This window comes from Sphingomonas sp. 2378, from assembly GCF_038084995.1.
Classification (GTDB): Bacteria; Pseudomonadota; Alphaproteobacteria; order Sphingomonadales; family Sphingomonadaceae; genus Sphingomonas.
Map to the genome: position 1 here is coordinate 1 of NZ_JAXCMJ010000064.1, position 14,781 is coordinate 14,781.

Here is a 14,781-nt window from a genome sequence, read left to right on the forward strand (position 1 = left end):
CGGGCGGGGTTAACCCCGCCCGTTGCTTCACCTGCGCTTATGCGCGAAAACCACGGTCGGTCTCTGGTTGCCGCTGGATGAAAGACCGGGGTCACGTCAAGCCACCCGCTCGACGCTCGCGGGATGCCGCTTGATGGAACTTCAATCCTTCAACGACTCTGACAATTACTACGGTCCTACGACCTCAACTGACACTCTGAATCCGCTGGCGACCATGGTAGTGCAAGCAGGCTGGCATTGATGTAGCGCTTCGGTTATTCCAGCGCTTTGACCGGCCAGCCGTGCATCCTCCCCCTTTTCCGGGGGCCGGGGTTTCCGGCAAGACCGCTATGACTCGGTGAGCGTGTGATCGTCAACGTTTCAGCTTAGGCAGTCGCGATGGTCCGGTGTCATCAGCTATATGGGAGTTTAAGTGTGTGCTGATGCAATTTGAACGCTCAATGCGCTCTCGTCGACGTCCGACCGTTCTCGATCTTCCGATCACCCAGTTACTGTTGTTGCTGGTCGCCGGGGTTGCTCTGCCTGCGGCAATAACTGCGTTCTGGTTGCGATTTGGAGTCGTCAACGAACCGCCGTTCCGATCGAGCGCACTCGGTTCAGCGATCGCGATCGTCATCGGTTTTGCTTTGATCCGGCGGATGACGGCCTATCCTGGCACGGGCGCCTTCGGCATGTTGCTGCCCTCGTTCGGCGCCGTTTTCGGCGTGATGACAGCGGTGTTGCTGGGCATGCGCATCAATTACTCAGGGATTTTCCTATCAATCAGCTTCGTATCGACGCTGATTGGGGCCTTTATAATCTTCCTTATCCGCGAACGGTCGAGCCGTGCGCATTTCAATGTCGTTCCGCACGGCGCTACGGCCTTACTCTATGACATCCGCGAGGTCGACTGGACGATCATGGAGCGCCCGAAACTCCCCGATAAGCCTAACGAGGCGATCGTCGCCGACCTGCGCTACGACCATGACAATGAATGGGAACGGATGCTGGCCGAAGCCGCAATCCGTGGCCATCCCGTTTATCATACTAAGCAGGTGTGGGAATCGCTGACCGGCCGAGTTGCGATCGAACATATGTCGGAAAACAGTTTCGGATCGCTGCTCCCCAATCTAGCCTATCGCCGGGTGAAGCGGTTAGTCGATGTGCTCGGCGCGCTTATCCTGTTGCCGCTGCTATTGCTCCCGATGGCAATCATAGGATTGCTGATCTGGTCGAGTTCGAAAGGGCCAGTGTTCTTCGTACAGGAGCGTATGGGCTACCGTGGGCACGTGTTTCCCATGTTCAAGTTCCGTACCATGCGTCCACGTGAGGCCCTCTCCTGTGACATCGATGCCCGTACCGATGCAATTACACTGAGTGACGACGTGCGGATTACCAAGATCGGCCGCTTCCTGCGGCGCACCCGGCTGGATGAGTTGCCGCAGATACTGAACGTGCTGCGGGGAGAAATGAGCTTTATCGGTCCACGTCCAGAGGCAGTGGCATTATCGCGCTGGTACGAGAATGAAATTCCCTTTTATCGTTATCGACACATCGTACGGCCAGGCATCACTGGCTGGGCGCAGGTGAAACAAGGGCATGTCGCAGAACTGAGCGACATCGACCAGAAGCTGAGCTACGACTTTTATTATATTAAGAATTTCTCGCTATGGCTCGACACGCTCATTGCACTCAAGACCGGGCCGACGATGCTATCCGGCTTCGGGTCGAAGTAGCGATCATGGCACCGATCCGGTCGGTCAGCGGACGTAACGTTGCGTCCCATCCGTGTCGCTCCTCGACGAACTGCCGGGCGTGACGCGCCAGCGCTGTCGCCAATGCCGGATCGGTGATGATCTGCTCTATCGCCGCCACGAAATCGGTGGGTGTCGCGGCGACAAGCAGGTCGCGCGATGCAACCGCCGCCAACCCTTCGTGGCCGACCGGGGAGGATACGGTCGGCAGGCCTAGCGCCATATATTCGAGTACTTTGTTCTGCACACCGGCACCAATTCGCACCGGGCAAACCCCGATTGCGGCATCGGCGACCTCCGCCGGAATCGATGCCACCTCTCCAGTGACCGTCACGCGTGGATGTTGGCGCAACCACGCCGCATCCCCGTCACGAATCCGCCCTACAATGCGGAATTCCCGAACGGTAGCCTCGGGCAAGAGCGGGAGGATATCCTGTACGAAATATCGACACGCATCCATGTTCTGCGCGGAATGCATGTTGCCGATGAACACCGCGACCGGCGGATTGCCTGTGCGGTCGCGAAACGGCAGCGCGTCGCAATCGACGCCGTTCGACGCCACCACCAGATTGGACGGCAGATCGTTTCCCCATAGGTTCGCTGCATCAGTGTCCGCGATCAGGCTGACCGTGTCGAAATAGCGCGGCATCCGCGCTTCATAGGCCCGTAACCGCGCCTGCTCGATCGCATAGATGCGTGCGCGTATCCCTTTGACGCCATGTTCGCGCACGCGCGCATAGTTCATCGAGATCGCGTCGGTCATCTCTAGCACGGTCGGGATCGTGCGCTCACGCAGAAGATGATCGCCTGTGCGGATCAGGTGCGCTAGCGCCAGATCATGCTGCGGCAGCAGCGCCGCCACGCGTCGCGCGAAGGCGGGCGAGCGATAGTAAGCGACCTGGAGGGGCGTACGCCCGGGGATTGCCAGCGCGGTTTGTGCCAGCGACCGCCAGCGTGGCAGATGGACGCGCTCGATCCGGTCGAAGACGGCATCATCAACCAGCGCGGGATCAAAATCCTCACGCCGCTCGCACAGCGACAGCAGCGTCAACGAATGATCACGCGCCAGTGCACGACAGATCGCATGGATGCGCAGCCGATCCCCACCGATCACCGGATAAGGGAAACGTGGCGTCAGGACGAGCAGGCGGCCGCGCGTCATGCGGGCGGTGTCGCCCGGTCGGCCGGTGCCGGGCGCAACGCCGCACGCGGCTTGCCCAGCCGCACATAGGCGTCGACGCACAGCAGGATCGCGATAAACGGCAACGCCTTGATTGCGGGCACCACCAATTGCCACAATTCGGCGCGCCAAATGTAGAAAGCGATCGGCAGCATGCAGGCCCCATACAGGAATTTCCAGGCGTGGGCCGAGGTGACCGCGGCGCGGATCATCCGCAAGATTCCGAGCACGATCAACGGATACAGAACGCCTGACAGCAATGGTCCGAACAGCATTACCGTCTCGGTCAATGCCGCCGAGGAATAACCGAACCCGGCGACATAGGCCTTGGGCGTGAAGGTCGAGGTCAACAGCTTGGCCACGGTATCGACGCTGCCCAACGGGGTCGGAGCAAGCAGTGGCCAGATCTGCCCGACGATAATCGGAGTGGTGTCGGGAATCTGCGCGCCGAACACCCCGGCCTCAAAGATGCCGAACAAACTCTCAAGGATGATCCAAAAATATTCCTCGGCGCCGACTGAATTGTGTTCGCGGAAGTAACCGATGCACGCGATCGCGATGATCGCTAGCACCGCGGCTACCACCACGAACACTTTACGCGCAGGAGTGAAGTGAATGCGGTACTGAATCAGTGACAGCGCCGACAGGATGATGAACAGGGGGCGGCTACGGATGCCAATCGCGAATTCCAGCATCACCGCCACCATCCCCAGTACGCGGCACCAGCGCGGCAGGCCGGGTTGGGTCATCGCCAGCAACGCGATCAGCGGCGAGCCGGCGGCCAAGATGCGGATTGGGGCGGGTGAGTTGTCGCGCACGGCGTCGCCATCGGTGTAGATTTCCAGATGTGCGCCGCTCTGCAACCCGGTATATTGCAGATAATAGCCGAATTTGACGAGCGCGGCGGAGCACACGACTACCGCGCAGACCGTCAGGACGCGCGGGTCGAGCCGCGCCTGGGTTCGGAGCGGCCGGCTAGTCAGTATCATCGTCCCGATCATCAACTGCCCAGCCAACCCGAGCAGCGCGCATTGGTCGTACAACAAGTCTTGCGGGTACATTTCGAGACGGAACGTGACAGTCAGCGCTGCCGCCCCGGTTGCTAGCATGTGTAGGACATAGGCGAACAATTCGTACCAACCGCAGGTAAAAACCCTAGTTAGCACGAGCAAGAATTGGATCACCACCGCCCAACCGAATGCCAGTTGCAGCACACGGAACGCCCCTCCGGCATCACCCTGCCACAGCAGCATCCCGACCATCGTCAGGAACGGGATCAGCAGCGTTGGCACCCAGAAGCGCAGGTTCGGGCGAGGTGTCACGGCGATCACGGGATTAACGTTATTCACTTGCCGAGCAGCTCCTTCACGCCGGCAACGGCCTCGCGTCGCAACTCCTCCACCAGCCTATACGGCCGGACGACCGATGCAGCATCCAATGCACGGGTCAGTGCGGAGCGGAAGCCAGCACTGTCGCCATTGGCATAAGCGAAGGTATAATCGTCGTATAGTGGGCGGAATACCGGCAGGCGACTCATCACCACCGGACGGCCGGTGGCGCGCCCTTCGACGACCGCACGGCCGAACCCCTCAGCCAAGCTGTGCGCCCACAATACCGCATTGGCCGCGATCAAGGCGTCCAACTCTATGCGGGGCAGCAACGGGTGGACCGTGATCGGCGGCAAGGTCAACCCGGCAGCGCGGGCCTGTTCGATCAAGTCGGTCGCGCGTCCATGTTCCATGCCGAACCCGACGACGTCGAAAGCGACCCCGGCGAAATGCGGGGAACTCGCGACATCAGCCATCAACTCCAGTGCCTGGGCAAACGCCTTGTTCGGGCCCGTACCGGAGATCAGCGTGACGCGCGGGCGTGGCTCTGCGGCATGGTTGAGCACCGGCATCGTGGCGAAGCAATTGGGGATGGTGATGATCTCGCTGCCAGAAAAGCGCGGCAATGCTGTCAGCGTGCGCGCGGTGAACGGCGACACCGCCACGATCCGACGCCCCAGCCGCGCATGCCAGCGCGCTGAACAGGCGACATATGCGAACGCCAGTCCAGAGCCGCGATGCCCGGCGCGATACGGGATCAGATCGTGGATCACGAGCACGGTACGTCGCGACAGCGACAGTAGAAACGAACTGGAGTTATACGGAAAGACGATCAGGTCGGGCTTCAGACGAAGCGCGTGGAATGGGACAACTAGCTGCTCGTGCAGCACCATCAGCAGGTTCTGCACACCCTGGGGCAGTCGCCGAACCCAGTGCGGTGCGCGCAGCGACACGGTATCGGCAACGGGGTTCGCTACTGCCTCGATATCGCGCACATAGGCCGCGATGCCGCGTTCCTTCACCGTGCCGAAGAAGTCGGCAATCAGGATCGTCGCCCGTCTCGTCACGACGTACATCCGCGTGCAGTGCTGGCGCCAACCGCGCGACAATTATCCATGGGCGTTTCCCGACATCACGCGCTGTTTCGATCGCGGACGCCTTATCAGAAGGCCCGCCTGGAACAAGAGATTACCCGCCTCTGAGATCAACACGCCGATTGCGATGCCGTGCATCCCCAACTCGGCACCCATCGTCCAGGTCAGTGCCAGCACCAGCACACTCGACGCTGCCACTGCCCGTACGAGCAGGCGATCGCGCCACTGTGCCAGCAACAGCATCGTGGTCACCGACAAGGCGACGCGACAGGTCGCGATGCAGGCCAGCAGCATGCGTAGCACCGCGTCCTGCGCATAGACCGAGTTAAGCAACGCAGCGACCTGCATGAGGGCGAAGGGCACCATCGCCAGCCCTGCCCCCATGATCGCCAGCGGTAACACGCGACGCCGCAGGTCGCTCCCACCCATCTTGCCTACCTTACCCACCAGGGGAAGCGCGACGCCGGTTACCAGCATCGGCGCCAGATCGACCCAGCGAGCCAGATACAAATATTCCCCGACCTCAGCCGGTGTGGCAAAATGGTTCACGATCAGCGCATCGGCCCGCGTGTTGACGAACGCCAGCAGCATGATCCCGGCCATCGGCAGGGCCTGCGGAACGAGCGTGGCATAGCCGCTACGCAGGTCGGCCAACCGCGGTGCGGACAGCGGGGTCAGCAGGATGATCGCGAACGCCAGCTCGCCGAACAATAGCAGCGGCAACGGGACAAGCCCCCAGGCTGGATGGAAATAACCGAGCGCGGCCAGCCCGACGACGGTCGCGTACAGGCACAGCAGCAGCGGCGCACACCGATGCGCCGAATTGTTCACTTGCCGCCAGTTGAGCCCCAGCTGCAACAAACCTTGTGACAGGAACTGCAGCCCCGCGACCGCCAGCAACACGTCGAGCGGGAAGATGCTGATCAGCAGCATCAGCACGATCAGCGCGGCCATCAGACCGTGCGCGCCGCGGATCGCCAGCGCGGCGCGCAGCATCGGGCGCTGCTCCGGCAGCGGCAGTCCCTCGGCTCGACGCAGTACGACCGGGTCGAGCCCGAAATCAGTTGCACACCGGGCCAGTTCGGATAGAACGAAGGCTGTCGCATAGGGCGCAAAGCGTTCAGCGGGCATTCCGGCCGACAGCGTCAACAGGCTTAGCGTGCGCGCGGCTACGCCGGCCGACCGGACCATGACTAGGCTGGCGGTACTAAACAAAGTGCTGACGGAGACGGTCATGCAGGTGCTAAAGGCGCTTCGCCGTCGCTAGTCAATGCAGTTGCCGTCGCGCTGCATACAGTTGCCCTCTCCGATCGAACCCGATAGGGCGGCACTATGCCTTCCTACACTGAAAACTGAAACGAGCGGCTTATGCGATCAGCGGTGACACGATTGAGGACTGCGCTGGGCCGTCGTATCCGTACGGTGACGCGACACCTGCCCAGCCAGAACCTGATGGGCACCATCTATCGTACGCCCAATGGCGTTTTCTCGATTGCAGCTTCGGATATTGCCCTGGCTAACGTCCTGCGCCGCAACTTGGCTTGGTCGGATCATGAGGTGGAGGCGATCAACGCGGCGACCGATCCGGCATCACGGGTGCTGTTCGTCGGCGCGCATGTCGGCACGCTGGTGATTCCGGTCGCACGACACGTGGCGCAGGTGACCGCGATTGAGGCCAATCCTGAAACCTATCGCTTCCTCTCGGCCAATCTGGCGCTGAATGGTACCACCAATGTCGCCTTGCACGGCTATGCCGCTGGCGAGGCGGATGGGGAGATTGAATTCATACTCAGTCGCCAGAATTCTGGCGGGGCCAAGCGGCGTCCGATCGTCGCGGATCATCGCTATACCTACGACAATCCATCGATCGTGCGGGTGCCTATGCGGCGGCTCGACGATGCGCTGGACGGCACGTTCGATACGATCGTGATGGATATCGAAGGCTCGGAGGTCTTTGCGTTGCGCGGCATGCAGCGACTGCTGGCGGGTGCGCAGCGCCTGTTCGTCGAATTCCTACCGCATCACCTACGAAACGTCGCCGGAGTCGATTCCGACGCCTTCTGCGATCTCATTCTGCCTCACCTGCCGCATCTGATGATCAATAATTTGACGTTGGACGGTGATGCCGCGCGTGCCGAGTTGCGGCGGATGTTCGTCGCCGATGAGGCGAATGACCTTATTTGCTTCTCGCGCTGAACCGCGGCGTGGACACGAACGCTCCCGATCCCGATCGCCAGCGCCGCCGCGTGCTGGCTGCGCTGGCGATGGCCAGCAGTGCCGGGGTCGGCATGGGGATCGGCAGCGCGGTATCCGGGCAATCCCGCGCGCCTGCGCCCTCGACGCCGGATGCAGCAATGCGGCACCACTCGTCGGGGATGGTGTCACCGCGGGCGTTCGGTGCCCGGATGGATGGCACGACAGACGATACCGCTATGCTGGAAGCCGCGTTAGCCAGTGGCGCAGCGGTGTTGATCGACGGGCCGATACTGATCAGCCGGACGATAGATTTACCGCCTGATGCCTGCCTGATCGGAACCGGTGTGTACCGCGCAACGATCAAGCTAGGCAGAAACGGCGTGCTGCGGATGGCCGGTGCCGGGTTCGATCGCCGCGCCGGGGGCGCAGTTATCCGCGATCTGACTATCGCGCCGGTGGATCGTGCCGAGCCAGGGATCGACCTGCACCTGATCCATGTCGAGCATGTGTTGTTCGACAATGTGAACTTCTACCGTATCAACACGCTTCTTGACGATCATCACCATGTGTCGTTCCGCGACTGCCGTTTTTTCGGCGACGAGGATCGCACCACTGTCACTTCGCAATGCGACGCTCAGCCCGTCGGGCGGGTTGGGATTAGCGAGAGTGTGGCGTTCGCGCGCTGTTTCTTCGCTTCTTGCCCGCTAGTACTAGTCGACACAGTTGATTCACGGCTGAGCGACTGTACATTTTTCTCGGGCCCATTTGGCGTGCGCAGTATGCGCCGATTGGCGCGCGGCAGCGATGTCGAGCCGTTCTTCATGGGGCCGTCGATGAATGGCTGCGTCTTCGATTCAATCGACGGCGTCGCAATTGATATTGAAGGCGGCGGGACCGATTGCCGTATCACCAACAACTTCATCAGTGCTGGCAGGACAAACCGCGCACCGGGTATCCGACTAACAAATTGCTCAGGGATGGAGTTGACCGGCAACCGCTTCGAATGGTGCGGGACTGATGGCCTAGTGCTCGATCATTCGGAAAAGCTGGGCGTGATCGCCAACAGCTTTGCCAACATGGCCGCGGGGGTTGGCGTCGCAGCCCGAGGCAGCCGGGCAATCCGCGTGATCGGCAATGCCTTCGAGAATCGCCCGCGGTGGGGTGGGTCGGGTGACGGCGGCACTACGCTGGCAATTGCTGGCGACGCGGAGTGTAGCGGTTGGTCGGTGATTGGCAATACTGCCGCCGGGCTCCGTGATCCGCGCGTGGCGATACTGGGGTCGGGTATCGTCCATTCCAATCCTGGCTGGCCTCCTTCTACCGAGCAGGGCTGGCCGTCCGGCACCAGCGATACACGCCCTGCCGACATCGCGAACGGTTATCGTTGGTACGATCGCACGATTGGCCAGTGGATCTACTGGCATGCGCCCAGCGGGCGCTGGCGTAACGGCGCTGGACAACAGGTCTGAACTCGCTCCACTTATAAAATCCCATCCATCTATTGAACGACCAGCCCGGATGACCTCCTTTATGCGTTCCGCTGCTTCCCGACACTCTGTCAAATGGCCTGCACTTGCCACCCTCCTGCTGGCGGCCATGCTCGCTCTGGCCACGCTGACTGGAGGGGCATCCTTCCCCGATACATTGGGTCAGGCGGTCGTGCGTACCGGTGCGATGTTGCTGGTCGCCATAGCGATTGGCTCGGCACAACGCTTCGACATGAGGCATTATCGCGGTCTGGGTTTCATATTGGCGGCCGCTGTGCTGATCGTGCTGCTGCAACTGGTGCCCCTGCCTCCTGCGTTGTGGGCAGCGCTGCCTGGGCGCACAGCGTTCAATATCGGCGTGCTCGTGCCTGAGACGGCCGATGCCTGGCGGCCTGCGGCAATCGTGCCGGATGGCGCACTTAACGCGCTGTTCGCCCTTATCGTCCCGATTTGCACGCTGCTGCTGGTGGCCGCAGTGCCGCGCCGGGAACTTAAACTGATTGTCCCATTTTTGGTGGCCATGGTGGGCTTGTCAAGCGTCCTGGCTGCCATGCAATTTGCGGGCAGCACATTCGACAACCCGTTCATCAATGAACGTCTGGGCTTTGCCAGTGGCTTGCTGGCCAATCGCAACCATCAGGCGTTATTTCTGTCGATCGGTATCGTGGCCGCCTTGCAGTGGGCGACCACCCGCCCGTTGCTGCATTGGCGCGTTGCCGCGAGCGGCATCACCGTCATCTGGTTTATGCTGATGATTCTAGCGACGGGGTCCCGGGCTGGATTGATGCTGGGGTTGCTCGCGCTATTGTCGGGAATGGTGCTGGTGATCAGCGTCGTGCGGCGTGCGAAACTGCGCATGTCGCGGCGTACCGCGTTTCTGGTCGGCGTAGCTGGGTTGCTGGTGTGCGCCGGAATAGTCGCTGCCAGTCTCTATGCTGGGCGATCGGCATCGCTAGACCGATTGACCGATGCCGTAATCGGCGACGACATGCGAATCCGCGCGCTGCCGGTCGTGCTCGACATGATCCGTACTTACATGCCGCTGGGCGCGGGGCAAGGCGGCTTCGCAACGTTGTTCGCTGTAGTGGAGCCTGACCGACTGCTGAAGCCGACCTATTTCAACCATGCGCATAACGATTTTCTTGAACTGCTAATTGAAGCCGGGATTCCGGGCGCCTTGTTGCTGCTTGCAGCGCTGGCGTGGTTCGCGCGCCGGGTATGGATCGTATGGCGACACACGCCAGATGGCGAGACACTGCGCGCAAGGCTGGGTAGCATCATTATTACCCTGGTGCTGCTTGCCAGCTTCACTGACTATCCGGCGCGAACCCCAATCATCATGGCGGTCTTGGTGGCGGCGGCAGCACTCACGGTGCCACCATCCTTGGCTTTACCGGATGAACGTTCAACTCTATAGAGCGCCAGTGCCCGGGCAGGGTTACATCAGGAGACTGTTGTTCTCAATGCGTAAATCTTTGACGTTGGTGGCGAGTGTCGCCGTTCTAGCGACCGGCTGTGTTAGCCGCACGCCGCTACGCAGTTCCTCGACCCTGAAGGTTCTCGATTCCCAGACCATGATGCCGGCTCCGACACGTGGCGACTTGATCGCACCGGATCGGCAGAGCCTGATTGGCCCGCTCGACAACATCAGCGTTGATGTGTTCGGAATTCCCGAATTCACACGAGATGTACAGGTCGACGGCAGCGGGCGGATCGCCATGCCTCTGATCGGTACGCTCGACGCTGGTGGAAAGACCGCCCAGGAACTGTCGTCAAGCATCGCTTCCGCATTGGCGCGCGCAGGGGTTAAGCGCCCAGATGTGACTGTTAATATTAAAGACTCTGTCAGTCAGGTCGTAACGGTTGACGGTCAAGTCGCTGCCCCGGGCCTGTACCCAGTTACAAACCAAATGACGCTCCTGCGCGCGATCGCCTCCGCCAAGGGATTGTCCGAATTCGCAAAGCAGGATGATGTCGTCATTTTGCGAACTGTCGGAAATCAGCGGATCGCCGGCCTGTATAATCTGGATGCGATCCGGCGCGGCAATTACGCTGATCCCCAAATCTACGCCAACGACGTTGTGATCGTCGGCGATAGCCCGCAGCGTCGCCTCTTCCGTGATTTCGTATCCCTTGCGCCGTTGCTTGCAGCGCCGCTCATCGCCATCGTGCAATAAGGCGAAGCGCATGAACATGTCCTATCCGACGCGCTCCGCTGCAGGAGGCGCTGTGCTTACTGGGCGTGGAGAGCAGGAGCAGATTCCCGCGATCCGTCGTTACCTGCGCATCCTTAACCGCCGCAAATGGGTGATCGCGGGTACGACCTTTGCGTGTGTTATCCTAGGGTTGGTGGCTACGTTGCTCATCACCCCTAAATATACAGCAAAGACAACACTGGAAATTTCGCGCGAGTCGAACAATATTGCACCGGTACAAGGTGTCGAGCGCGAAACGGGTGCCGCTGACCAGGAATTTTACCAAACGCAATACGGCTTGCTGCGCTCGCGTATTCTGGCTGAGCGCGTCGCAACTGAACTTAAGCTGGTGGATGATCCAAAATTCTATGAAATGTTTGGATACACTAGTCAGCGTCCCGCATTCAATATTATCAGTGGACGTTTCACGCCGGGCGGGCGGGGTGATCGGCTGCGCGTTGCGGGGGAAATCCTTCTAGACCACATCTCGGTGACACCGACGCGGTTGTCGCGGTTGGTCGACATATCGTTCGTTAGCCCCGATCCAATCTTTTCCACTCGTGTCGTCAACGCCTGGACGACCAATTTTATTAAGGTTTCGTTGGAGCGGCGTTACCAGGCGACGTCCTACGCACGGAATTTCCTAGAAACGAGACTGGAGCAGTTGCGTCAACGGCTTGAAACGTCGGAGCGCCAGTTGGTCGGCTATGCCTCACAGCAGCGGCTGATCAACCTGCCCGCTGCGCAGGCCGCCGGGGGGACGCAGACCGTTGAACGCTCGCTGGTCGCTGACGACCTCGCCTCACTCAACGGCGCGCTAGCGCAAGCACGGGCGACGCGCATCGATGCGGAGGCGAAGCTACAGCAGAGCGGCGGGGGGACTGCGGTAGAGGCGTTGCGCAATGACGCCATTAATACGCTGCGTGCGCGTCGCGCTATCGTCGCCAGCGATTATCAGAAGCTGCTTGTTCAGTTCGAGCCGCAATATCCAGCCGCGCAGGCCTTGAAGTCACAGCTCGACCAAATTGATCGCAGCATCGCGCGCGAGGAACAGCGCGTGTCAGGGTCCATTCAAGGAGAATACCGCCAAGCGGTCGAGCGCGAGCAGCTTCTAGAGGCACGCGTCAATGGGCTGAAGGACAGCTTTCTTGATCAGCGTCGTCGTGCGATCCAATACAATATCTACCAGCGGGAAGTGGACACCAATCGTCAATTGTATGATGGCCTGCTGCAACGCTATAAGGAAATTGGAATTGCTGGCGGCGTTGGTATTAACAACGTCGCGGTTGTGGATCCGGCTGATCCACCACTCAAGCCGTCGAGCCCTCGACTGGCACTCAACTTGGCACTCGCATTGCTTGCTGGATTAGGGCTGGGCGCGTTGATTGCTCTGCTGCTGGAACAAGCTGACGAAGCGATCGCGGATCCGGAAGAGATGCAACGTATCCTCGGTCTGCCACTGTTGGGCGCGATTCCTAAGCTACTCGATGAAGAGCCGCGAACCGCAATTCTTGATCGTAAATCGTCCCTCGTCGATGCTTATCTTTCTGTGCAAGCAAATCTTCAGTTTACCACTGAACACGGTGTTCCGCGCTCTCTGGCGATCACCAGTACGCGGCCGGCTGAAGGCAAATCAACGACTGCTCTTGCGTTAGCGGCGCTGTTGGCGCGTGCGCAGCGACGCGTGGTGTTGGTCGACGGGGATATGCGCTCGCCGTCAATGCACAGCCTTATTGGCGTCAGTCACGACAATGGACTGAGCAACTATCTGGCAGGCAGCGACGAAATAGATGCGATGCTGCACCATGCGGAAAAGTTCGGCTTCGCAATTATGACTTCAGGACCACTGCCGCCTAATGCGGCGGAACTTCTGACGAGTTCGCGACTTCAGAAGCTGCTAGGTGAGTTGCTTGAGCGTTTCGACCATGTGGTGATCGATAGTCCACCTGTCATGGGACTGGCGGATGCCCCGCTGATCGCCAGCCGAGTCGAGGGCGTCATCTATGCCGTCGAGTCGCATGGAATCCGCGCCAGTCTGGTCGCTACCGGCATCAACCGGCTTGTCAGTGCAAACGCGCATATTATCGGAGGCGTGTTGACTAAGTTCGAAGCCCGGCGCTCGATGACGGGGTATGGCTATGACTATGGTTACGGTTATGGTCGTGACGACACTCGCTCTAGTGGAGGCCTCGCGGGATGAGCCGTGTAGCACCGCGCGTTGCGCGGCCAGGCGGATTGGCACGGATCGCCCTAGCGCTCGGCGTGGCTGCGGTGGGCGTATGGATCGGTGCTCAGACGCTCGGTGTTTATGTCGCGCGAACTGATCCACGAACAGCGGGATCGCTTAATGGATCGAATGCAAAAATTCTTGGTCTTCGCTCCTATGTTGATTTGGAAGCTGGTTATCTTGCCACGTCGCGGCAGCTAGCTCTGAAAGCGCTACGCCGGGATCCAACGGTGGTTGCCGCAGTGCAGACGCTGGGCCTGATTGCCAACGGTACCGGCGATATGAAGAACGCGGCCACATTATTGGCCTATGCGCAACGACTTTCACGCCGCAATCTTCAGACCCATTTGTGGGCGATCGAATATCACGTCACGAAAGGAGATGTTATCGGCGCGCTCGACAGCTATGATCGTGCGCTACGTACATCGCTTGCCGCACGCGACATTTTGTTTCCGGTGCTCGGCAGCGCCGCCGACGATCCGGCGGTCGCATGGCAATTGGCAAAGCGCTTAGGACGCAAGCCATTGTGGTACGATGCGTTTCTGTGGTTTGTCGGTAGCGATCCGCAGGTGCAGCCAGCCACGGCTGTTCGATTGTTTGTAATGGCGACCCGTGCGGGCGTGCCCCTTCAGCCCGCCGCCTTGTCGGCGCTGATTTCGCGCAGCCTCGACGCGCAGCAATATGATGTATCTTGGGCTGCATATGCTCTGTTGCGGCCCGGTGCCGATCGGAGTGGCGTACGCGATCCCAGTTTTAGGCATCTGCCCGACATACCCGCGGCTTTTGATTGGACGTTAGCCAGTGACGGTAGCATCCAAGCTCAAAAGGATGGCGGTAATCTTGAAGTAGAGGCTGGCTCAGGCACGACTGGTATCGCCGTTCAGCAACGCCAGATGTTGCCACCAGGCCGTTATAAACTGACTGTAGACAACGATGCTGTCTCACCAGGCGGAAACTTAACTTGGTCAATTACGTGTCAGAATGGTACGCAATTAACACGGTTGCAGGTCATGGGACATCCGAGAGGCCGCAGCGTGAGCCAAGCATTCATGGTACCCACCAATTGTCTGGTACAGAATCTAACCTTGACCGTTGACGCGAGCGAAAGCCCAACCAATCTGGAAGTTGTTATAAAGCAAGTGACTATAGCGCGATTGTAAGGGCAATGATTACGATTCCTTTGATTTGCCGACGGCCATGTCTGCGCTAAGCTGAACAGGGCGTGCGCTTGAACCGGGACGTCTAGGGCTGAGACTCAATCAGAGCCAGAAGGCGAGGGCGGTTGCGATGGCGACGCCTGACAGGAAGTTGGCGGCGAGTTTGTCGTAGCGGGTGGCGACA

11 protein-coding genes are annotated in these 14,781 nt (G+C 60.2%); 7 read left to right on the forward strand and 4 right to left on the reverse strand.

Going from position 1 to position 14,781, the window contains the following annotated elements; translation table 11 throughout:
* The first annotated feature begins 422 nt into the window (after nucleotides 1–422).
* Entirely contained in the window at nucleotides 423–1,715 is a 1,293-nt protein-coding gene (locus SM191_RS18375) for a sugar transferase (RefSeq protein ID WP_341507476.1), read from the forward strand.
* Here SM191_RS18375 and SM191_RS18380 read toward each other — a convergent pair.
* Genes SM191_RS18380 through SM191_RS18395 form a run of 4 tightly spaced genes read right to left on the reverse strand, consistent with a single transcriptional unit; the run spans nucleotide 1,672 to nucleotide 6,571 of the window.
* Nucleotides 1,672–2,895, reverse strand: coding sequence for a glycosyltransferase (locus SM191_RS18380; RefSeq protein ID WP_341507466.1), 1,224 nt, complete (start codon nucleotides 2,893–2,895; stop codon nucleotides 1,672–1,674). The genes SM191_RS18375 and SM191_RS18380 overlap by 44 nt on opposite strands.
* A complete protein-coding gene (gene wzy / locus SM191_RS18385; protein ID WP_341507467.1) occupies nucleotides 2,892–4,244 on the reverse strand; it encodes an O-antigen polysaccharide polymerase Wzy in 1,353 nt (450 codons plus the stop codon). Before wzy ends, SM191_RS18380 begins: the two co-directional genes overlap by 4 nt.
* 14 nt (nucleotides 4,245–4,258) lie before the next feature.
* The gene (locus tag SM191_RS18390) at nucleotides 4,259–5,317 is read right to left on the reverse strand and encodes a glycosyltransferase (protein WP_341507468.1); all 1,059 of its coding nucleotides are present in this window, start codon (nucleotides 5,315–5,317) and stop codon (nucleotides 4,259–4,261) included.
* A 33-nt stretch (nucleotides 5,318–5,350) separates the two neighbouring features.
* Nucleotides 5,351–6,571 carry a lipopolysaccharide biosynthesis protein gene (locus SM191_RS18395; protein ID WP_341507469.1) on the reverse strand — a complete coding sequence of 407 codons (1,221 nt, stop codon included), beginning with the start codon at nucleotides 6,569–6,571 and terminating at the stop codon, nucleotides 5,351–5,353.
* A gap of 216 nt (nucleotides 6,572–6,787) precedes the next feature.
* On the opposite strand from SM191_RS18395, the gene SM191_RS18400 reads away from it, so the two are divergent.
* From SM191_RS18400 to SM191_RS18425, 6 genes are all read left to right on the forward strand, one after another.
* On the forward strand, nucleotides 6,788–7,531 hold the full coding sequence (locus tag SM191_RS18400; RefSeq protein ID WP_341507470.1) for an FkbM family methyltransferase: 744 nt from the start codon (nucleotides 6,788–6,790) through the stop codon (nucleotides 7,529–7,531).
* Entirely contained in the window at nucleotides 7,516–9,000 is a 1,485-nt protein-coding gene (locus SM191_RS18405; protein ID WP_341507471.1) for a right-handed parallel beta-helix repeat-containing protein, read from the forward strand. Before SM191_RS18400 ends, SM191_RS18405 begins: the two co-directional genes overlap by 16 nt.
* Nucleotides 9,001–9,049: 49 nt before the next feature.
* Complete coding sequence (locus SM191_RS18410; protein ID WP_341507472.1) at nucleotides 9,050–10,435, forward strand: O-antigen ligase family protein; 1,386 nt, start codon at nucleotides 9,050–9,052, stop codon at nucleotides 10,433–10,435.
* 46 nt (nucleotides 10,436–10,481) lie between these two features.
* Nucleotides 10,482–11,195, forward strand: coding sequence for a polysaccharide biosynthesis/export family protein (locus SM191_RS18415; RefSeq protein WP_341507473.1), 714 nt, complete (start codon nucleotides 10,482–10,484; stop codon nucleotides 11,193–11,195).
* Between the two features lie 10 nt (nucleotides 11,196–11,205).
* The gene (locus tag SM191_RS18420) at nucleotides 11,206–13,413 is read left to right on the forward strand and encodes a GumC family protein (protein ID WP_341507474.1); all 2,208 of its coding nucleotides are present in this window, start codon (nucleotides 11,206–11,208) and stop codon (nucleotides 13,411–13,413) included.
* Between the two features lie 62 nt (nucleotides 13,414–13,475).
* Nucleotides 13,476–14,600 carry a tetratricopeptide repeat protein gene (locus SM191_RS18425; RefSeq protein ID WP_341507475.1) on the forward strand — a complete coding sequence of 375 codons (1,125 nt, stop codon included), beginning with the start codon at nucleotides 13,476–13,478 and terminating at the stop codon, nucleotides 14,598–14,600.
* Nucleotides 14,601–14,781 lie beyond the last annotated feature (181 nt).